This is a genomic window from Coprococcus sp. OM06-34AC, from assembly GCF_003462545.1.
Classification (GTDB): Bacteria; Bacillota; Clostridia; order Lachnospirales; family Lachnospiraceae; genus Coprococcus; species Coprococcus aceti.
This window is the reverse complement of sequence record NZ_QTZF01000011.1, coordinates 487-19,777: the sequence shown is the minus strand read 5'-3', so window position 1 is coordinate 19,777 and position 19,291 is coordinate 487. Positions and strand designations below refer to the sequence as shown.

Annotated in this window: 16 protein-coding genes and 3 tRNA genes; 1 reads left to right on the top strand and 18 read right to left on the bottom strand. The window is 46.5% G+C overall.

Going from position 1 to position 19,291, the window contains the following annotated elements; translation table 11 throughout:
* Nucleotides 1-3: 3 nt before the first annotated feature.
* From DXB91_RS13525 to DXB91_RS13470, 12 genes are all read right to left on the bottom strand, one after another.
* Complete coding sequence (locus tag DXB91_RS13525; protein WP_055224604.1) at nt 4-1,098, bottom strand: polyamine ABC transporter substrate-binding protein; 1,095 nt, start codon at nt 1,096-1,098, stop codon at nt 4-6.
* 44 nt (nt 1,099-1,142) lie between these two features.
* Nucleotides 1,143-2,792, bottom strand: coding sequence for an amidohydrolase (locus DXB91_RS13520; RefSeq protein WP_118018453.1), 1,650 nt, complete (start codon nt 2,790-2,792; stop codon nt 1,143-1,145).
* 77 nt (nt 2,793-2,869) lie between these two features.
* Nucleotides 2,870-3,700, bottom strand: a complete 831-nt coding sequence (locus DXB91_RS13515; RefSeq protein ID WP_022216192.1) for an ABC transporter permease — start codon at nt 3,698-3,700, stop codon at nt 2,870-2,872.
* A gap of 12 nt (nt 3,701-3,712) precedes the next feature.
* Nucleotides 3,713-4,579: an ABC transporter permease gene (locus DXB91_RS13510; protein ID WP_055147902.1), complete on the bottom strand. Its 867-nt coding sequence runs from the start codon at nt 4,577-4,579 to the stop codon at nt 3,713-3,715.
* Nucleotides 4,580-4,638: 59 nt separating this feature from the next.
* Nucleotides 4,639-5,754 (bottom strand): ABC transporter ATP-binding protein, encoded by a 1,116-nt coding sequence (locus DXB91_RS13505; protein ID WP_118018451.1) that lies wholly within the window; start codon nt 5,752-5,754, stop codon nt 4,639-4,641.
* Between the two features lie 34 nt (nt 5,755-5,788).
* Nucleotides 5,789-6,127: a P-II family nitrogen regulator gene (locus DXB91_RS13500; RefSeq protein WP_015533492.1), complete on the bottom strand. Its 339-nt coding sequence runs from the start codon at nt 6,125-6,127 to the stop codon at nt 5,789-5,791.
* A gap of 312 nt (nt 6,128-6,439) precedes the next feature.
* Nucleotides 6,440-7,585 (bottom strand): tyramine oxidase subunit B, encoded by a 1,146-nt coding sequence (locus DXB91_RS13495; protein ID WP_118018449.1) that lies wholly within the window; start codon nt 7,583-7,585, stop codon nt 6,440-6,442.
* A gap of 108 nt (nt 7,586-7,693) precedes the next feature.
* Nucleotides 7,694-8,872, bottom strand: a complete 1,179-nt coding sequence (locus tag DXB91_RS13490; RefSeq protein ID WP_118018447.1) for an iron-containing alcohol dehydrogenase — start codon at nt 8,870-8,872, stop codon at nt 7,694-7,696.
* A gap of 117 nt (nt 8,873-8,989) precedes the next feature.
* Nucleotides 8,990-10,129 carry an NAD(P)/FAD-dependent oxidoreductase gene (locus DXB91_RS13485; RefSeq protein ID WP_118018445.1) on the bottom strand — a complete coding sequence of 380 codons (1,140 nt, stop codon included), beginning with the start codon at nt 10,127-10,129 and terminating at the stop codon, nt 8,990-8,992.
* Nucleotides 10,122-10,454 carry a (2Fe-2S)-binding protein gene (locus DXB91_RS13480; protein ID WP_015533496.1) on the bottom strand — a complete coding sequence of 111 codons (333 nt, stop codon included), beginning with the start codon at nt 10,452-10,454 and terminating at the stop codon, nt 10,122-10,124. Before DXB91_RS13480 ends, DXB91_RS13485 begins: the two co-directional genes overlap by 8 nt.
* Nucleotides 10,451-12,028 (bottom strand): FAD-dependent oxidoreductase, encoded by a 1,578-nt coding sequence (locus DXB91_RS13475; protein WP_192935000.1) that lies wholly within the window; start codon nt 12,026-12,028, stop codon nt 10,451-10,453. Before DXB91_RS13475 ends, DXB91_RS13480 begins: the two co-directional genes overlap by 4 nt.
* Nucleotides 12,029-12,040: 12 nt before the next feature.
* Complete coding sequence (locus tag DXB91_RS13470) at nt 12,041-12,358, bottom strand: (2Fe-2S)-binding protein (protein WP_044997770.1); 318 nt, start codon at nt 12,356-12,358, stop codon at nt 12,041-12,043.
* A gap of 222 nt (nt 12,359-12,580) precedes the next feature.
* On the opposite strand from DXB91_RS13470, the gene DXB91_RS13465 reads away from it, so the two are divergent.
* Nucleotides 12,581-13,408: a MerR family transcriptional regulator gene (locus DXB91_RS13465; RefSeq protein ID WP_022216186.1), complete on the top strand. Its 828-nt coding sequence runs from the start codon at nt 12,581-12,583 to the stop codon at nt 13,406-13,408.
* Nucleotides 13,409-13,447: 39 nt separating this feature from the next.
* Here DXB91_RS13465 and DXB91_RS13460 read toward each other — a convergent pair whose 3' ends face one another.
* The 6 genes from DXB91_RS13460 to DXB91_RS13435 form a co-directional block, all read right to left on the bottom strand.
* The gene (locus tag DXB91_RS13460) at nt 13,448-15,631 is read right to left on the bottom strand and encodes a TerD family protein (RefSeq protein WP_118018443.1); all 2,184 of its coding nucleotides are present in this window, start codon (nt 15,629-15,631) and stop codon (nt 13,448-13,450) included.
* 188 nt (nt 15,632-15,819) lie between these two features.
* The gene (locus DXB91_RS13455) at nt 15,820-17,157 is read right to left on the bottom strand and encodes a uracil-xanthine permease family protein (protein ID WP_118018441.1); all 1,338 of its coding nucleotides are present in this window, start codon (nt 17,155-17,157) and stop codon (nt 15,820-15,822) included.
* Nucleotides 17,158-17,203: 46 nt separating this feature from the next.
* A complete protein-coding gene (locus DXB91_RS13450) occupies nt 17,204-18,586 on the bottom strand; it encodes an amidohydrolase family protein (protein WP_118018439.1) in 1,383 nt (460 codons plus the stop codon).
* 403 nt (nt 18,587-18,989) lie between these two features.
* Nucleotides 18,990-19,075, bottom strand: a tRNA-Leu gene (locus DXB91_RS13445).
* Between the two features lie 30 nt (nt 19,076-19,105).
* A tRNA-Val gene (locus tag DXB91_RS13440) sits at nt 19,106-19,178 on the bottom strand.
* A 32-nt stretch (nt 19,179-19,210) separates the two neighbouring features.
* Nucleotides 19,211-19,284, bottom strand: a tRNA-Asp gene (locus tag DXB91_RS13435).
* Nucleotides 19,285-19,291: the final 7 nt, after the last annotated feature.

The following is a 19,291-nucleotide window of genomic DNA, read 5'->3' as shown; positions in this document are numbered from 1 at the left end:
TTCCTATCTGGATGATTTGATCTCCATGACCGCATCTGTCTCAGCTGATATCGCATCTGCATCAAATGTATTTATCATAAATATCCTCTTCTTCATATCATCTGTGAGCACACACAGTGGACTGTTTTTCAGGTCATCATCCAGATATTCTACTGCTGCCTTATTGGCACAGATGAACTGGAATTCATTTGTGAGTTCTGCGGATATGTCAGGTCTCAATATAAAGTTAAGGAACAGCTCTGCCTCCTCTTTGTGCTTTGAGCCTTTGAGCAGGACCATTGTATCCATTGAGAGTGAACACTGCTCACCATCCATGACTACCTCAAGATCCGGATTCTCCTTCATCGCCTGGAGTGCCTCGCCGCTGTACATGAGAGCAACTGCTACCTCTCCCTTTGCCATACTGTCTCTCGTGTCTGTTGACGCTGCAAATGCCTTGATATATGGATTCAGTCCACTTATATAATCCTTTGCCTTTGCAATATCATCGAGGTTGCCCGATGTAGGATCAAGGTCGCATCCCAGCAGACCTACACTCATAATAGCCTGAGAATCATCCACAAGCAAAATATTATTCTTCAGATTATCATTCTTCAAGTCGTCCATCTTATGGATCTCTATACCATAGTCGTCCAGCATCTTTTTATTTGCTATCCATACACAGGATGTTCCCATATATGGAACACAGTACTCTCCATCCGGATCACACTGCATTGTCCTGTAAGTCTCATCGATATTGTCATAATTGGTGATCACATCCTTGTCCAGAGGCTCAAGCAGATCATTTGCCTTCATAGATTCTATGTAGAAGTTTGAAGGTACTGCAATGTCATATTCTGATCCGCCTCCCGCCATGAGCTTTGCCAGCATCTCGTCATTCGACTCAAATGTAGTCTCCACTACCTTTATGCCATATTCCTCCTCAAATTTATTGAGAACATCTTCACTCATATACTCTGACCAGTTGTACAGATATATCTCCTTTGCGTATCCATCTGCAGTTTTCTCTTCTGAATCGCTGCCACACGCTGTCATCGTAAATACCATTGTCGCTGCAAGTGCTGCAGCCATCATTTTTTTGATTTTTCCTCTTACCATAGTCATTTCCTCCTTTTATTGAACACCAGTCTGGTTGTTTATTCTTACGCCCAGACTTTCTCACCACATATATAAGTGGCTATAACCTGTGTCTTGTAGATGTCTTCCTTCGGGATAGTAAGGACATCCGAATCCAGCAATACGAAGTCGGCATCCTTGCCTGCTTCAAGGGATCCCTTTTTCTTCTCAAGCCTGTTCTGGTATGCTCCGCCATATGTGAGGACCTGAAGACCATCCTCAACACTTATCGTCTCGCCGGCACCCATCTCTTCCATCTCCGGATGTCCGGGCTGTTTTCTGTTCACCATGAGATGAAGTGCATCCATAGTTCTCGGTGGAACCGTTACAGGGAAGTCGCTGGCACAGCTTGTGACGATTCCAGCATCTGTGATGGATCTCATATAGTATTCCTTGGAGACTCTTTCTTCTCCGAGAAATGGCTTCTCCAAAGTGTCATAATACACTCTGTTCCTGAAGTGCCAGTATGGATTGGTGACTGCCACCACACCAAGGCTCTTCATCCTGTCCACATGCTCCGGCACCATGACCTGAAGATGTGTTATGGCATTTCTGTAATCCCTGTCTGTTTCTGTCTGTCCGTACTCATATGCATTCAGCACCTCGTCTATCGCAGCATCGCCGATCGCGTGTGCATGTACATCGTATCCCGCATCAAGAGCACGTTTCACCGCCGCATTTGTCCTCTCCTGGCTGAGCATCGGCTCACCCTTATCTCCTGGGGCATCCGCGTAATCATCTCTGAGAAAAGCTGTATGACCTTCCACTACTCCATCTGCAAATATCTTTAACGTGTTCACCTGTATCTTAGGAACATACCGGAACTTCTCATGATACTTTGCAAGTTCAGCAAACACATAGTCCTCATCATCAACAGGCTCTAGCGTGTAACCTACCCTGAATGTCACCTTTAGTTTTCCCTCGCTGTTAAGCTTTGCATATCCGGCAAATCTTCTGTCATAGTTCTGTTTCTTGTCAAACATTGGCTCAAATGCTATTGTGACGCCATTTGACAAGGCTATATCCTGATAACATTCTATGGCATGTGCAAAGTTGTCAGCAGTCATCTCAGGCAGCACCGCACTGAACAGATTGCCCGCCATCTCCTTGAACCATCCCGTTGGTCTGCTTGTTCCCGGATACCTCACTATCACACCATTGGGAACCTCAGCGGTAGTTTCATCAATCCCGACAAGTTCCATAGCTTTGCTGTTCACCCAATATGAGTGGTGATCCTCGCTTATCATGACCATCGGCACATCCGTCGATATGTCATCCAGTATGTCAGCGGTCGGTCCCAAGGATCCAAATACTCCATTTTCAAAACCGGAACCGCTCACAACCTTCTCGTCAGGGTGGCTCGCCATATAATCTTTTATCGCCGTCACATAATCGTCTATGCTCTCCTTATTTGCAAGGCTGACACCGTACACTATCTCAGTGGTGCTTGATATGTGCGCATGTCCCTCTGTCATTCCCGGTATCACAAGTCCTTTGTCATGTTCTATAACCTGTGTATTTTCGCCTGCATAGCGTTCTGCACCGGCTCTGTCACCCACGTATATGATTTTTCCATCGGCGACCGCCATAGCCTGCGCCAGACTGCGTTTGCTGTCCGCCGTATAGATTTTTCCATACACTATAAGGTCTGCTGTCATCTTTGTCGTTTCATCCATTTGTTACGCCTCCTTGCCATATATGTCTTCGGAACATATTCTGTATTCCCGAATTACTGCGCATCTATCTTACGGAATTACTGTGCATCTATCTTGCGGATGTCTCTTATCTCCCTGCGCTTTGATATAAACCTTCCAAGTGCCCCCGCAAGGAGGTAGATCACAACTATTCCGACTATCATCAAAGTTGATATGACATATACATTTGTAGTGATCTTACCTCTGACCATTCCGTATACCTTGATAGGGAACGTGATATCCCCGGCTCCGGATACGAAGTAGCTGATTATTACATCATCTATCGAGAGAGTTATGGATAGCAGCGCTCCGGATATGATTCCAGGTGTCAGCATCGGGATGGTGACACGCTTTAACGTATGCCACTGATTTGCCCCGAGATCCATGGCAGCCTCCTCTATAGAGCTGTCAAAATTCGCAATTCGTGATCTCAGTGTGATGATGACAAATGGCAGACAGAATGTAACGTGTGCGAACACCATGGTCGCAAATCCCATGGTCATGCCCATCTTGGAAAACGATGCCAGTGAGGCAAGACCTATAACCAGCTCCGGGATGACTATCGGCACGTACAGAAGTCCGTTGATAAACTTCTTGAGCTTGAACTCGTACCTGTAAAGTCCTATGGTCGCCAGAGTTCCTAGAACCACCGATATGACCATGGACACTAACGCCAGCTCTATGGACAGCCAGAAGTTCTTCAGAAGTGAGTCCCCCTGGAACACCTCCAGATACCACTTGAGTGTGAATCCGTCAAACACCATATTTGTATTGTTCTTGTTGAACGAGAACAGGATGATGACAAATACCGGCATGTACAGGAACAGATATACAAGTGCCATGAATATGATCGATCCCGCGCCCATCTTCTTCTTTTCTTTTCGCTTCATATCCATCCCTCCTTATGCCAGATCATCCAGATCTCCAACCTTGCTGTACGCCTTCAGCACAACCAGAGTGAAGATGATCAAAAGTACCGAGAACGCTGCGCCCAGCGGCCAGTTACGTGCCACAAGGAACTGGTTCTGTATCAGATTGCCAAGATATGCGGCGCTGCCGCCACCCATAACATCCGATATGAAGAATGCTCCAAGGCTCGGTATGAATACCTGTATCGTTCCTGCAAATATTCCCGGGAGCGTCATCGGGAGTATGACTCTGATAAATGTTTTTATCTTTCTTGCCCCCAGATCGTATGATGCCTCAACCAGCGAATGATCAAGCTTTGATATGCTGCTTGTAAGCGGCAGTACCATAAATGGGAAGAAGGTATACACCATGCCGAAGAGGACTGCCCCCTCCGAGTACATCATCTGTATCGGCTGGTCTATGATTCCTATCTTCATCAACAATGTATTTACAAAGCCGCTGTCTCTCAGTATATTTGACCATCCATTCAGTCTGATGAGACCATTTACCCAGAATGGCAGCATGATGAGAAGTGTGAGCATTCCGCGTATCTTGTCCGGCACCTTGCACAGCATGTAAGCAAATGGATAAGATATGATGAGGCATATCACGCTTGTCTCAAATGCCATGACAACCGACTTCCACATGACCGTCAGATACAGCGGATCAAATATCTTCTTATAACTGTCAATTGAGAACTTGCCGACAACTCCGCCATATGCACCCTTCGTCATAAAACTTATGACCACAACATATATAAGTGGGATGAGAAGGAAAAACAACAGCCACAGGGATGTTGGACCAACCATACATAATATCGGCAGAGTGTTCTTTTTCTCCTTTTTCTTTTTTTCTTTCATAGCAAAGCCTCCTTGCATAGCCGAAACTAAATCCGGTTATCATTACACGCAGATATTTCTTATTTAAGAACTGCATCCTCTATGGCGTCGTACATCTTATCCTCCTTGGTGTGTATGACAACCGCCTTGTCCGGCTCCCAGTACACTGACACTGCCGTGCCATCAGGATATACCGTGGCATCAGGATGATTGTTGACCTTGACTTCCTTGCCATTTGGCAGTTCCACTATAGTCTTAAGAACCGAACCAACATAGATCTGATCCTTGACGATTCCTTTCAGTGTAAATCCATCCACCGGCTTGTCTGACAGATGCGTATTTTCGGGACGTACCGATATGTACACGATCTCTTCCTTAACAAATCCCTCGCCCTTCGCTCTGACCTTTCCATTCTCCATCGTAAGCCCAAGATCAGTGCCTTCTATGGTGTCCACATTTGCCTCGAATATGTTGGACTCTCCTATGAAGCTTGCAACAAATTTGGTCTGTGGGTTCTCGTATATCTCTTTTGCCGTACCGATCTGCTCGAAGTGTCCCTGATGCATGACAGCTATCCTGTCGCTCATGGTAAGCGCCTCTTCCTGATCATGGGTTACATACACAAATGTGATTTCCAGCTTCTTCTGCAGCCTCTTGAGCTCCACCTGCATCTGCTTTCTGAGTTTCAGATCAAGTGCTCCGAGTGGCTCATCAAGAAGCAGTACCTTCGGTGAGTTTACCAGTGCCCTGGCAATTGCAACTCTCTGTTTCTGTCCACCTGACATCTGCGATGGCTTTCTCTTCTCAAATCCATGGAGCTGCACCAGATCCAGCATTTCCAGAACCTTTTTCTTTATCTCCTTCTTGTCCATCTTCTTCTCAACAAGGCCAAATGCTATGTTGTCAAAGACTGTCATGTGAGGGAAAAGAGCGTAACTCTGAAACACCGTGTTAACATCCCTGTTGTACGGTGCCAGCTCTGTGACATCCTTATCTTCTATGTATACATTTCCCTCCGTGGGTGTTTCAAAACCTGCAATGATACGAAGTGTGGTCGTCTTGCCACAGCCTGATGAACCAAGCAATGTCAGGAACTCTCCCTCGTATATGTCAAGGCTGATGGGCTTCAGCACCTGATTGTCGCCAAATGACTTTGTTATGTTTTTAAGCTGTACTATTGCTTTTCTCTCTTCCATCAGCAACTCACCTCACTCTTTTCTAAAGTAGTAATCAAAGTATTGATTCTCCGTGTTCTCCTGTCCTTATCCTCATGACATCGTCAACATTTGTTATAAATATCTTTCCATCTCCAACCTGACCGGTGGAGAGTTTCTCACATATCTCTGTGAGTATGTCATCCAGATCCTCGTCAAGTATCACGGTCATGACGTAGAGCTTTGGCAGGAGATTGATCTCCATCCCAAGCTTCTTGAATTCTTCGCTGTAGCCCTTCTGGTGTCCGCAGCCCATGGCCGACATGACGGTGAGTCCACTGTATTCATTCTTGCTGAGTATCTTCTTGAGTGGCTCAAGCTTCTCTGGTCTGATGATGAGTTCTATCTTCTTCATATCCATTCCTCCTTACAAATAAAAAAGAGAGCAGCGGAGTCATATTCCTATGAGCTCCTTTGCTCTCTTCCATGTGTTCTTGCTTTTAATTTTCACTCATTGTAGAGTCTGGTATAATACCAAGGTCAATGTTTTTTGTCATTTCTTTAATTGTTTATTTTATTCGGCAGACATGGTTTATTTTGGCAGCCAATGTCTAAATTTACTTAACATTGTTAAGTCCATCATTTACTTGAGCCATACAATTGCTGCCGTCATACCTGCAAAAGACTGCGAACCATGGGGCCGACATTGAGATCCAGACAGTCAAAACTACCTCATATATGGCGCATCCCACAGCTTGAGCTTTGTTCCGATGCTTTCTCTGAGTGCCTTCTGGTAACACTCATAGCCCCAGCCGACATCAAGGATCGGCATGCCGCCAAGGCTCACAAGAAAGATCTCGTCATCACTCGTTCGTCCCGGCTCGAGGCCACGCATTATGTTTCCCAGATGTCTGATCTCACTCTTCTCTATCCAGCCATCCGTCACCATATTTACAAAGTGTATGCCTGGCGTTCCAAGTGATATCCTGTTGCCATCCTCGTCCCACTCCTGATACACATTTACATATTCCTCATACATCTGTATATTGTCTACAACCTTCGTCACGTGATCCCTGACAAATTCCAGATCCATATCCATGGTTCCAGATGATATGATCGTGCATCCAGGCTTCACCCATGCCGGATCTATGACAGGCCATTTTCTCGGTTCAACAGATACCGCCTCTGCTATGATATCTGCATCCCTCACGGCCTCCTCCAGAGTATCGCAGATGATTATCTCCTTGAGACTCTTATAGTTCTCCCTGGCATAATCCGCCAGTTCATGGGCTGTGTGCGAAGTCTTTGAGCTGCCCTTGATCTTCAGCACCTCCAGGTCCGGGAACTTTGCCATGATAGCCATGAGGCTTGTCCTTCCTATGACTCCTGCGCCAAGGATAGTCAGTACCCTGCTATCCTTTCTTGCAAGATACATGGCAGTAAGCCCTGGCATCGCTCCGGTTCTCATGGCACTTAGGAGATTGGCTGACATGTACGCAAGCGGCTGGCCTGTCTCCACGTCATTCAGTGTCGCCATGAGTATGGATCTCGGCAGACCCTTGTGCGAATTTCTGCCATTTGAGCCATACCACTTCTCACCGCACATATGGAATCTTCCTCCGAGATATGCCGGCATCGCCATGAATCTCCTGTCCGCCGAGTCCGCAAGCGGGAAATTCGGAATGTCCGACTTCTCCGGAAATATGAGCTGTACACCGTGGTCGTTATGTGCTCTGCCGCCCATGAGATAGTCTCCCTCGCTGAGGAGTGTTATGACCTCCCCTATGGTGTCCACAGCTCTGTCCGCATCGAGTACACCCGCCTTTATCATGTCCTCTTCATTCAGAAATAAGAATTCAACCTTGCTGTCCATACTGCCACCTCCTGCTGTAATTCCTGTCATCCACAAAATATCTGATCTTTGTTAGCCATTACCACAGTCCAACTGTATATATATCAAATCATGCATTTTGCGATGTTGTTACTTTACGTTTTTAAAACATCTTCTATAAATCTCCACTACATCAGACTTCGTCAGAGGCACCCTGCAATGCTCAAGGTCCTCTGATGCCGCCTTCTCAGCCATCTCGTCAAAGTCCTTCTCATAAGGCACGCCCAGCTCGCCGAGATCCGAGGTCAGACCCATATCCTCATATAACTTCTGTGTCTTTGATATTGCTTCTCGGGCTATATCATAAGGGTCCTTTGTCTTTTCTATATCCCATACATTCACGCCGTAATTTACCAGAACCGGAAGGCTCTTCTCGTTAAGAATGTAATCCATCAGAACCGGCGTGATGATCGCAAGTCCGTGTCCATGTGTTATATCATAGTAAGCACTCAGCTGATGCTCTATGGAGTGCGCCGGCCATGGGCCATCCTTGCCACACGCTATGAATCCGTTTATCGCCCACTCAGATGCCCAGAGGATATTTGCTCTGGCGTCATAGTTGTCTGGCTCTGAAACTGCCACCGGGCCGTACTTTATAAGGGTTTTAAGAAGAGCCTCCATCATGCGGTCCTGCATGTATGTGTCTCCATTATCTGCAAAATAAACCTCAAATATATGGTTCATGATATCCGCCACACCTGCTGCCGTCTGGTATGCAGGAACGGAAAATGTATACTCAGGGTCAAGTATCGCATAAGCAGGATAGAGCAGATCGGATGCGATATCCTTCTTCTGCTTTGTCTCCTCATTTGTGATAACTGCAAATGGATCCATCTCAGAACCCGTCGCAGCCATAGTCGCGACAGCTATGATCGGCATAGCATTCTCTATCTTCTCCGGGTGTCCGACCAGATCCCATGGATCACCGTCATAGCACGCTCCGGCTGCTATAGCTTTGGAACAGTCTATTGTACTTCCGCCTCCCACAGGCAGTATCACCTTCACATCATGCTCCAGACACATCTGCACACCCTTCTTCACCGTTGTGAGTCTCGGGTTGGGTTCTACGCCCGAAAGCTCAATATGGGAAATGTGACTACAGTCAAGTATCTTGATTATCCTGTCGTACAGCCCTGTTCTCTTTATACTTCCGCCTCCGTACACCAGCAGAACACTGTCTCCGTATTCGCTGATGTACCCTGGCAGATCATCAATGGCGCCCTTGCCAAATGATACCTTTGTCGGAATATTATAAAAGAAATTTTCCATGACATACCTCTCCTTTTTCTAACTGTCATCGTTGAAACTTTTTACTCTCTGAAGTTTTCTTATCTTACTCCACAGAATTTCTCCGCCAATAATATACAACCATGATTCATATGCTGTCTACCTGACAGCCTTGAATCTGTCATACCGTAGAGATGATATATCCACCACCGTCTTCTCGCCGAGCACCATCTGTGAGAGCATCAGTCCAACAGCCGGTGCCGTTCCAAATCCATGCCCTGTAAATCCACATGCCAGTATAAGTCCCGGAACCTCGTCGACCTCGCTTATGACTGGAACACCATCATAGCAGAGATCAAGCCATCCGCCCCAGGTCCTTACGATCTTGGCATCAGCCAGCATCGGTATGTATCCCATGATCGCCCTGCATCCGGCAGATACGGTGAGCGGTGAGGTCCTGAGCTCATCAAGTCCCATGTCCGTTGTCTCCTCAAGTCCCGAATCTGAGCCAAATACAAATGATCCGTGCTGTGACTGATGTCCGTAAAAGTCAGCGGATGCAACACCAAGCATGATGTCGAACATGTGCGGCTGCACCTCCGTAACCAGCGCCTCCTCAAAATACTTTGTCATCGGCACATCTATTCCAACTGTCCTTGCGATGAATCTGCTCTCATATCCGGCAGCCAGTATGACCTTGTCCGCCTCGAACTCCTCACCTGATTCCACTATGACCTTTCTGAGTTTTCCTTTCACCTTCTCAAGTGCAGCCACCTTTGCATCTGTGAAGAAATTTACCCCGAGCTCCGTTGCCCTCTTGTAGTACGCCAGAGTCGTCAGCATAGGATTTGCATGTCCATCTGTAGGACACCAGCTTGCGCCGATTATCTCGTCAGAGAGGTATGGGCAGATCTCCTTCACCTCTTTGCCATCTATGATCTTCATGTCAAGTCCGAGAGAGTTAGCATTTGCCGCAAGGTTTCTGAGCTTTTCCATATGGGCATCAGTCTTGCCAAGTCTAAGGTTGCCCTTCTGATAGTATTCCACGTCAACTCCAAGCTCCTCGGAAAGTGTCGGCCACATATTCTGCACCGCATACATTGCATATGGCAGCTCCCTGACATCTCTTCCCGACTGTCTGACTCCGCCTCCGTTTCGTGAGGAGCCTCCATGTCCTATGCTCGGACTACCCTCTAGCACTATTACATCCTTCATTCCTGCTTTTGCCAGATAGTATGCCGCAGCACATCCATTTACACCGCCGCCGATGATTATAACCTCTGCTGTATGTTTACTCATGAGCCTCACCTCCATCTCTCGCAAGTATCCGCATCTCTGTAGGTCTCATAGGTGCCCTTGACGTGGCAGGCTCTATGTCAAGAGGTGACACGTGAAGTTCCCTTGCCACAATGCCCTTCACCAGCTTGCCACAAGTCTGTCCCTGACACAATCCCATCCCACACCGGAGGAATCTTCTTATCTCTTCTATCGTCAGCATTCCCGCATGAACTGCCTGCCTTATCTCGCCCTTTGTGACCTCCTCACACCTGCACACCAGCATGTCGTCATCAGGTGCCGGAACATAAGGTCCTATGGCATCAAGTTTTTCTCTGATATCTATCATAACCGCACCTCCTTGAAAAATCTTGCCTTCATCACCATGTTCTTCGGCACCTTCATGGTCAGCAGATTGGTATGGTCAAATGCTTTTGCACTTCTGACACTTACGACCTCCGCCTCGCACACCTCATGGCCATCACGGCCAAGTGCCACGCCCTTTGTTCCTTTCTCTGGTATCGGAAGAAACTCATATGGAAGTGTCACCGTTCCATAGCCATCCCCGGTGTCCTCGTCCACTAGGAATATGGCCTGTCCTGAACAGCTTGCAACGCACATGCCACAGCCTATACATGGATTTTCCGTCACTGTCGGAAGAGAGGTTATATTTGCCCCTATGCTTATGCACCCCTTCGGACACGCATCCTGGCACGGATTGCACGGGATGTTCTGGGTGCACTCTATAACCGGATGTATTCCCTTCCTGTGAGTCACTCCCGGATATCTCTCTATCTCGTCATCTGCCACAAAGCCGTGCTCCAGCAGATTCATCGATACATCTATGCCTTCCTCTGTTTTCTCGATCAGCTTGCCCCTGTTCTTCGGTGCAAACATTCCCTCACGGAGGCTTCCAAGTGCATCCTCAAGCTCCGATGCACGTGCTTCCATCTCTGATTTATCTATAAACCCGAGATCCTGCGATATGACAGATCCCGCTATCCTGCCCTCGATCATGGCTGAGCTTGCCTCCTCGATTCCGGACACATCGCCGGCTGCAAATATTCCCGGCACTGAGGTTCTGCCCCATTCGTCACACTCAGGAACGTATCCCCCCGGAGTATCCTTCATCTTTACGCCCGCCTGCTTTAAAAGCTGTGACATAGGTGAAAGTCCAACGGCAACGCATATTGTATCAACGTCAAATGTCTTTTCGGTTCCCTCTATGAAATTAAAATGGCTGTCTACCTGTGCGATCGTCACTCCTGTCACCCTGTCCGTTCCACTCGCCTCAACGATCGTATGTGACAGGTAAAATGGAACTCCACACCTCGATATCTTTGCAGCGTGTACTCCGTATCCTCCAATCCTCGGTGCCGCATCAACTAAAGCCACAACCTCACACCCTGCCTGCATGAGCTGATAGCTGACGACAAGTCCTACATTTCCTGAACCGAGCATCAATATCCTGTTACCCGGCTTTATGTGATGAAGATTCATCATAGTCTGGGCAGCACCTGCGCCGATGACTCCCGGAAGTGTCCAGCCTTTGAAGGTAACCATGTTCTCACTGGCTCCTGTTGCCACAAGCACACTGTCGCCCTTGAAATGCTTTATCTCATCACCAATCCTGACTGTCACTTCTTTCTCGTCATAGAGACCCACAACTGTTGCATTAAGCCTTACATCCACACCCAGTTTATTTGCCTCCTCAAGAAGTTCGTAACCTATGTTGAATCCTCTTATCTTCGCCTTGTGTTCCTTTGATCCGAAAAACTTATGTATCTGTTTGAAAAGCTGACCGCCAGGCTTTGCATTCTCGTCAAATACTATCGGCTTCATTCCGTTCTTCGCAGCCTCTATCGCTGCGGAAAGTCCTGCCGGACCTGCGCCTATCACTATCAGATCGTATCTCTCTATCATAGCAGTCACCTCCTAAAAATCCTTCTCTGCCGACGCACCGTACTGCGTCCTCACATCCATTCCCTCTTCCAGAGGAGTGATGCACGTTCTTATATTTGGCTTGCCATTTACGACCATGACACAGTCCGTGCATCTTCCTATGGCACAGAATACACCTCGCGGCTCATGTCTCTTCTTGGTATATCTGTGTGTCATGACACCCGCAACTCTGAGCGCCGCCGCTATCGGCTCGCCCTCTATTCCCTGAAGCGTCTGTCCATCATATGTAAAATTCACCAGCCTGCCCTCCGGGGTGTCCCCCAGTATCGGGTGAGTTAATATCCTATCCATAGCCATTCCTCCTTTTTGTGTGGTTAATTAACTTGGTGAAATGGTAAACCCTTGTATCATGCTAGAGTCAATGTACTTGATTTGTTTTTGCGAAATTCGTTAGATAGGAAGATTTAGCGGTCATATGGCTTAATTTTATTAAGTAATATCAAAGAAAATAGAATTTGATTAGGTGGTGTGTTACGATACAGTTATATGAGATCAGGAATTGGAGATTATATTATGAAGAAAAAGGATACTTTCAAGATTGGGGAATTGTCTAAGCTTTTTGATATCGGCGTGGATTCTATCAGATATTATGAGAAGGTTGGGATACTGCACCCTGTGAGAAATGACGAGAACAATTACAGGATGTACACCATTGATGACGTCCGCCGCCTTGCGCTTATCCGTGAGCTGCTGAGGCTCAGCTTTTCCACTGACCAGATCCGTGAATATGACGAGGACAGAAATGTCGATAGTACGACATCCCTGCTCAGAGCCGAGCTTGACATGGTTGACGCTGAGATTGCCAAGCTCAAAGCCACCAGGGACAGTATCCAGAACCGGCTGGACACCATCACATCCCTTTGCAGCCCGGATATACAGGATGAATTTGAGACTATTGTGATAAAGGAGCTTCCAGACCGGAAGTGCGTCATGGTCACTGACGACAATCTTCCTGATGATTATGTCTCCTATTATGTGGTCAAATACATGCAGAGCCACAACACCAGGATTGACACAATAGGTGCCTGCGACTGCTATACCCTTGACATCCCCGGGAGCAATCCGAAGTCCAAGTATTACCGTACCAAGAACGTATTCTTCTTCGCACCATACCTTGAGAACGCCGATTGCAATTATGTACTTCAAGCAGGAAGATATCTCTCCATGACATACAAGGGCGCCCTGACCAAGACAAAGGAACTGCTGCCACAACTCTATACATACGCACAGGATCATCAGCTTGAGATTGCCAGTGACCCTGTTGAAATGTGTCATATAGATGATTATGAGACCAACGATGACAGTGAGTACATAATTGAGCTGCAGCTCATGATAAAATAACCATTTTGCCGCAGCTCATTCTGTTCTCTAAAAATGTAATTACAGATACTCACTCATGAACAGCTCCGTGTCGTATGGGGTTATCACCATTTTATCACGCTCATTCTCCACTGTGTCATTATTCAGATACAACGCAGTGTCAAACACAATGTCAGCGTCCTCCCTGTTGTCCACCAGCACTCCTCTGCCCATGACATTGAGTGCGATAAGATCATAGAGATGCGGCTTCTTCACATTAACCATGGAATAGCATACCGCTGTGACTCCTGAAAGATTGCTCTCCAGATTATTACCACCGGTATTCATGTGTACTCCACTGAGCGACATATTCATATCACACCAGATAAACTCCCGCTTAACACAGTCAAATATTACAGGGATGCACACCATGCTGCCCGCCGTTAGATCCAGCTTCTGCTCCACCATCTTTGGCTCATATATCTCGCCCGAATTCACATCAGCTCTCTCCATCCATCCAAACATTGCGTGAGGCATGTCCGCATAAGTCTGGCCTGTATAACTGTACACCTGGTACACCACATATCTTGCACCATATCTCACAACGGAATCTACGTCCACATCAAGAAACTCACTGACACCATCACCATCCACAGGACCGCCATTTACAATGTCCCCCGAATGACATGCCTTATACTTCTCAGATTTCAGATTGGTATATGACACATGCTCCATGTAGTTCCAGTTCTCGTCAAATATAGCCGCCGACAGGTCTATGTCGACTCTTCCATCGTCATACGACTCCAAATCACATTTGTCCATATTCGTCCACCATATAAATGCCCTCACAGCATTTGTCTGCGAAGCCATAGGGAGTCTCGAGCCTCTGACTATAGTCTTAAACGCCTTGCTGGCACTTCTCTGGCTGAATGGAACCACATAATTCCTGTAATCGTCAGACAGATACACCTTGCCCATAGGCTCCCTCTGTCCATAGATCTTCACAAGGGCATTTTCGCAGATCCGAACAACTTCCTGACAGTACCTCTCATCTATATCTGGCAGATCGTTTCGCTCGCTGTGGCACTTTGCAAGGCTCCCCTTTGGGAAGAACACTCTCACATCTGCATGCTCAGATCTGTGCAGAAAGTGCTCTCTCACCTGAAGCAGTACTGGTGTTGACACCTTCTCCGCCACAGACGCAAAGCTTCTTATAACAGGCTCTTTATATGTCTCTCTGAGCAGCTGATCCAGTCTCCTTGCCAGTTCACCCGGTCTCTTCACCAGCTCGGCAAGCGCACTTTCATACTCACCATAGGCAAGGTCAAACTCAATCTTTCCTGCAAATGTCTCTATTTTTCTGTTATTTCTCAGCTTGTCAAATGCATTTATCGCCCTGTCATACTCCAGAGTGTATCTGCTGCAGTCAAACTCAGAAGGATGGATCCTCTCCCCAATTCTGATCCATCTCTCCTTATATCTGAGCATATCCTCCTCTATATTCGGACAGCCAGACAGAAGCTCCATGATCATCCTTCTCTGTCTGCGTGAAAAGCTTCTGTATCTAGTATTCTCCGCAAGACTCACATCACCATCACTCATGGCAGTCACAAGTCTCAGCACATCCGTTGCAGTCTTTACATACTTCCTGAGCTCACTGACATTTGCCAGAGGCTTCTTCTGCAGATAGAGCGCGGCGATGTATGCAGCATTCTCCTTGTGTGGTATGTTATCAGGCAGCTTCATATTCTCAGTCTCGAATAAATATGCTATATCCTCCCTGTCAGTTCTTGATATGGATGTTCTCGACGTACAGATATTGTCAAATATCTGTCTCACATCATCCTCGCTTCCAAGCTGCAGAACTTTGACCTTCGTCTCGTCAAAAAGTGGCAGTCTGTCATTTACACGCTTTCTGTGATTCTTTGGATACAGGATACCATCTGACCAGTAATGCACCATCGCATTTATATACAACTCAGAAAAATGTGCATCCATAACGCCCTTAGGGAAATCGGCATACATAGGCATATATACAACATTTGCACCTTTCAGCTTCATAAGCGTAGCTTTGAGTTCAAAGTAAAAATCTGACAGTTCGTTGACACTGTATGTTCTGAGAACGTCAAATACCTCCCTGGAAAATGTATATCCAAGTTCTTCGATGTTCTTCATAATGGCCGTTATGTAGCGATCATTTGCCACCCTTGCAGTACCAGTGCCAAGTATCACTTTGTTTTTACGCCTGAGCAATATCTCGTTCATAACTTTTCTCCTTATTAATGAGGAAACCGGTGGCGGTAAGCTTTTACATTTATCATCCCAATTAAGAAGGAACCACCACCATAGCCTCTTATGATCCTGTATTCAGGGCCTCAATAACTTATGAACCCAATATATCAAACCATGATCGTCAAATCAATGAACCGCTAGTTTAGAAGTCACGCAGTGGGCTATCCCTCAAGCGCGACCTTCACAACCTTTTTCTTTCTGGGAAGGCAGAGCTGGAGCACCACCGCTATGGTTGCACCAACTGCAGTACCTGATGACATGAAGTAGTTCAGGAACTGAGGCATTGCGTTCATCACATCTGTAGGAATGACTATAGTTGCCACAGCAGCCACGACTGAGATTCCAACGATAAGTGATGATCTCTCATCAAGAGGCTCACTCTGTATGATCTTGATTCCATTTGATATGAGCAGGATACATACAACCGCAAATACACCATTTACGACAGGTGTCGGTATACATGATATGACGGTCATAAGCTTTGGACATACGCCGAGCAGCATGAGTATCATACCACCCGCAATGATCGCCATACGGCTTCCAACCTTTGTTATCGCAAGTACTCCGGCATTTGACGAATATCCTGTCATCGGTGTTCCACCAAACAGTGAACCGACAAGACATCCAACGCCCTCGCCTATGGTCGCGCGGTCTATCCTCTTATCACTCAGATCCTCGCCTGTGATGGCACTGATCGTCACCCATGTTCCTGTTGTATCGAGAAGTACGATAAGATAAATGAACACCATTAGTATGCATGATTTGATCTCAAACTTTGGAAGTCCAAAGTGGAAGAACTCTGGCAGCTTGAACCATGCCGCATCGTGTACTGAACTGAAATCCGCTGCCCCCATTGCTGCTGCAACCACTGTTCCGGCAACCAGCGCGAGTATTACTGATACCATGTGAAGTATTCTGTTGTGCTTAAGCTTGTACTGGAGTATCATACATACGATGAGCACTCCTGCAGCAGTAAGCCCTGATGCTACATTTGCACTTAAGTTTCCATCTGAGCTTGCTATTCCCTTGGCCGCTGTAGGTGTCAGCGATATTCCAACTATAAGTATGATGATACCACCGATAAATGGAGGTATTGCCTTTCTCACAAATTTCGAAAAGCCCTTAAATATACCCAGCAATACGATCATGATCGCTCCGGGTATCAGACTTCCTATCATAGCACTGACTCCCATGGTCGCGCCTATCGTACACATAGCTCCAAGCGGTACATACGATGGTCCCTGTATGATAGGGTACTTCATGAAGAATCCCGCCTGCAATATAGTTGCAATTCCACATGCAAAGAAACTCATCTGAAGGAAAAATGATAACTCTCCTCCTGCCAGTCCTATCGCCGCTCCAAGTATCAGCGGCATGATATACAGATCCATTGACAACACGTGCTGCATTCCGAGAAATGCCGCTTTGCCACAGCTTATCTTTTCATTTACGCCAACTATGAGCTGGCTGTCATTTTCTATTATCTTCTTATCTTCCATATAAACGCGCCTCCTTATCTGCTGTCACATAATCCGCATTTTCATCCTACAATTTATCTGCAAGCTGCTTTCTGAGAATTACAAGCTCGCTATTTATTTCATCTATCAGGCTTCGCTCATCTATGCCACAGGTGAACTTTCCGCCCTGATATACAACCTTTCCATTTACTATCGTTGTATCGATATTTTCCTCGGATGACGCATATACGATCGTCGCCTTTGCATCATGCATAGGTGCCGACTTCAGATGATTAGGGTCAAATATTATTAAGTCCGCATTCTTGCCAGACTCCAATGTTCCCAGCTTGTCAGCCATTCCTATTGCCTTTGCTCCCCCTGCCGTCGCCATGTGTATGATATCATCTGCGCTGATAACTGCCGCATCTCTGTGTATTCCCTTCTGTATGAGAGCTGCCAGCTTCATGCTCTCCAGCATGTCCGTGCTGTTGTTGGATGCCGCACCATCCGTTCCTATAGATACATTTACCCCTGTAGCAAGGCTTTCAGGAATAGGTGGTATTCCTGAACCAAGATAAAGGTTAGGTGCAGGATTGTGACTTATTGACACTCCATATTTTGCAAATCTCTCTATGTCATGAGGTGTGAGGTTTACACAGTGGACTGCCAGGAATTTGTCTGTCAGGAATCCTATCTCCTCAAGCATATCCACTATATCCTTGCCGTAATATCTTCCGCACATCTCATTGTCGACCTCGGTCTCCTTGATGTGCATTGAATACCTAACATTCTCGCTAAGACAATACTCAAGCATCTCCTGATAGCCTTCCTTCGTGGTCGACCATGTAACATCCGGACCTGTCCAGATCGAAAGCATGTCATTTTCTTTATATGCTTTCTTCAGTGCATCGACTTCCTTCATGGCCTTGCCAGCAGGCTCAAGGAAGCACTTCGGCATTCCGTATTCCTCTCCGGTATCCTGAAATGTTCTGATAAATACACTACGGATACCCGTTGATACCATTCCCTCTATACAGGAATGAGCCAGTTCAGGATCCTGATTGGTGTAGAAGAACTCACTCATGGTCGTACATCCACTCTTTATTGCCTCCATACATGCAAGCTGTGCTGCCAGCTCATGCTGATGTGGTGTCATATACTGTCCATATGGGAGTGCTGAAAGATTCAACCACTCTATCAATCTGTGATCAGCTCCAAGACCTTTCAGGAAAGACTGGAATATATGTATATGTGTATCTATAAATCCCGGAAATACCACCTTACCCTCGGCATCTATCACACGTCCGGCGCCCTCACATTCCTGAAGCTCCTCCGGTGTCAGCTCATTCATTTCCTTTATCAGAGTTATCTTCTCCCCCTCTATTCCTATGATTCCCTTCGCATACACTTTTCTGTCCTCATCCATTGTGTGTATCTGCGCATTTTTGATTATCAGATCATAACTCTTCATAGCTCTTTCCTCCTGACTTTGAATATCCACTAAAAAAGGAGTCCTTCCCCGGCAGTGTGTGTTAAAACATTCCACACAAACTGCTTTCGAAAAGACTCCTTTGTCCTGTTCCTAATCTTCTGTATTACATTTTCATTTTCCGCGGTATAAACAAAAAAAGAACCATACAGCTATCTGTTTTGGTGTTAAGGAAAACAGATAAAACTTTTGGTTCCTGATGGCTCGTATCTTAGCACTATCCCGTCAAATGGTCAATACTCATAACCTCTGTTGTTATATTTTTATTTTTTTAAAGGACTTTACCTTAATATCTTATGTTTATGCCATTTTTGCTTAATATTTTAAGGTAAAGAAAAAAGCCTGAAACCCTTGATTTTCCTTAGGTTTCAGGCTTTTAATTTAATGCCGGCGACCGGAATCGAACCGGTACGGGAGATTAGTCCCGCAGGATTTTAAGTCCTGTGCGTCTGCCAGTTCCGCCACGCCGGCATTCTGCACCTTATTAAAAGGTTTAGAAAATGGGACCTATAGGGCTCGAACCTATGACCCTCTGCTTGTAAGGCAGATGCTCTCCCAGCTGAGCTAAGATCCCATTTGTTAAAAAGTATTCTGTTGTGAATACAGCGACCCGGATGGGGTTCGAACCCACGACCTCCGCCGTGACAGGGCGGCGCTCTAACCAGCTGAGCCACCAGGCCATATTCA

Coding starts and splice junctions, on each gene's coding strand:
- DXB91_RS13525 (WP_055224604.1), bottom strand. CDS start 1,098: ATGGTAAGAGGAAAAATCAAAAAAATGATGGCTGCAGCACTTGCAGCG.
- DXB91_RS13520 (WP_118018453.1), bottom strand. CDS start 2,792: ATGGATGAAACGACAAAGATGACAGCAGACCTTATAGTGTATGGAAAA.
- DXB91_RS13515 (WP_022216192.1), bottom strand. CDS start 3,700: ATGAAGCGAAAAGAAAAGAAGAAGATGGGCGCGGGATCGATCATATTC.
- DXB91_RS13510 (WP_055147902.1), bottom strand. CDS start 4,579: ATGAAAGAAAAAAAGAAAAAGGAGAAAAAGAACACTCTGCCGATATTA.
- DXB91_RS13505 (WP_118018451.1), bottom strand. CDS start 5,754: ATGGAAGAGAGAAAAGCAATAGTACAGCTTAAAAACATAACAAAGTCA.
- DXB91_RS13500 (WP_015533492.1), bottom strand. CDS start 6,127: ATGAAGAAGATAGAACTCATCATCAGACCAGAGAAGCTTGAGCCACTC.
- DXB91_RS13495 (WP_118018449.1), bottom strand. CDS start 7,585: ATGGACAGCAAGGTTGAATTCTTATTTCTGAATGAAGAGGACATGATA.
- DXB91_RS13490 (WP_118018447.1), bottom strand. CDS start 8,872: ATGGAAAATTTCTTTTATAATATTCCGACAAAGGTATCATTTGGCAAG.
- DXB91_RS13485 (WP_118018445.1), bottom strand. CDS start 10,129: ATGAGTAAACATACAGCAGAGGTTATAATCATCGGCGGCGGTGTAAAT.
- DXB91_RS13480 (WP_015533496.1), bottom strand. CDS start 10,454: ATGATAGATATCAGAGAAAAACTTGATGCCATAGGACCTTATGTTCCG.
- DXB91_RS13475 (WP_192935000.1), bottom strand. CDS start 12,028: ATGATAGAGAGATACGATCTGATAGTGATAGGCGCAGGTCCGGCAGGA.
- DXB91_RS13470 (WP_044997770.1), bottom strand. CDS start 12,358: ATGGATAGGATATTAACTCACCCGATACTGGGGGACACCCCGGAGGGC.
- DXB91_RS13465 (WP_022216186.1), top strand. CDS start 12,581: ATGAAGAAAAAGGATACTTTCAAGATTGGGGAATTGTCTAAGCTTTTT.
- DXB91_RS13460 (WP_118018443.1), bottom strand. CDS start 15,631: ATGAACGAGATATTGCTCAGGCGTAAAAACAAAGTGATACTTGGCACT.
- DXB91_RS13455 (WP_118018441.1), bottom strand. CDS start 17,157: ATGGAAGATAAGAAGATAATAGAAAATGACAGCCAGCTCATAGTTGGC.
- DXB91_RS13450 (WP_118018439.1), bottom strand. CDS start 18,586: ATGAAGAGTTATGATCTGATAATCAAAAATGCGCAGATACACACAATG.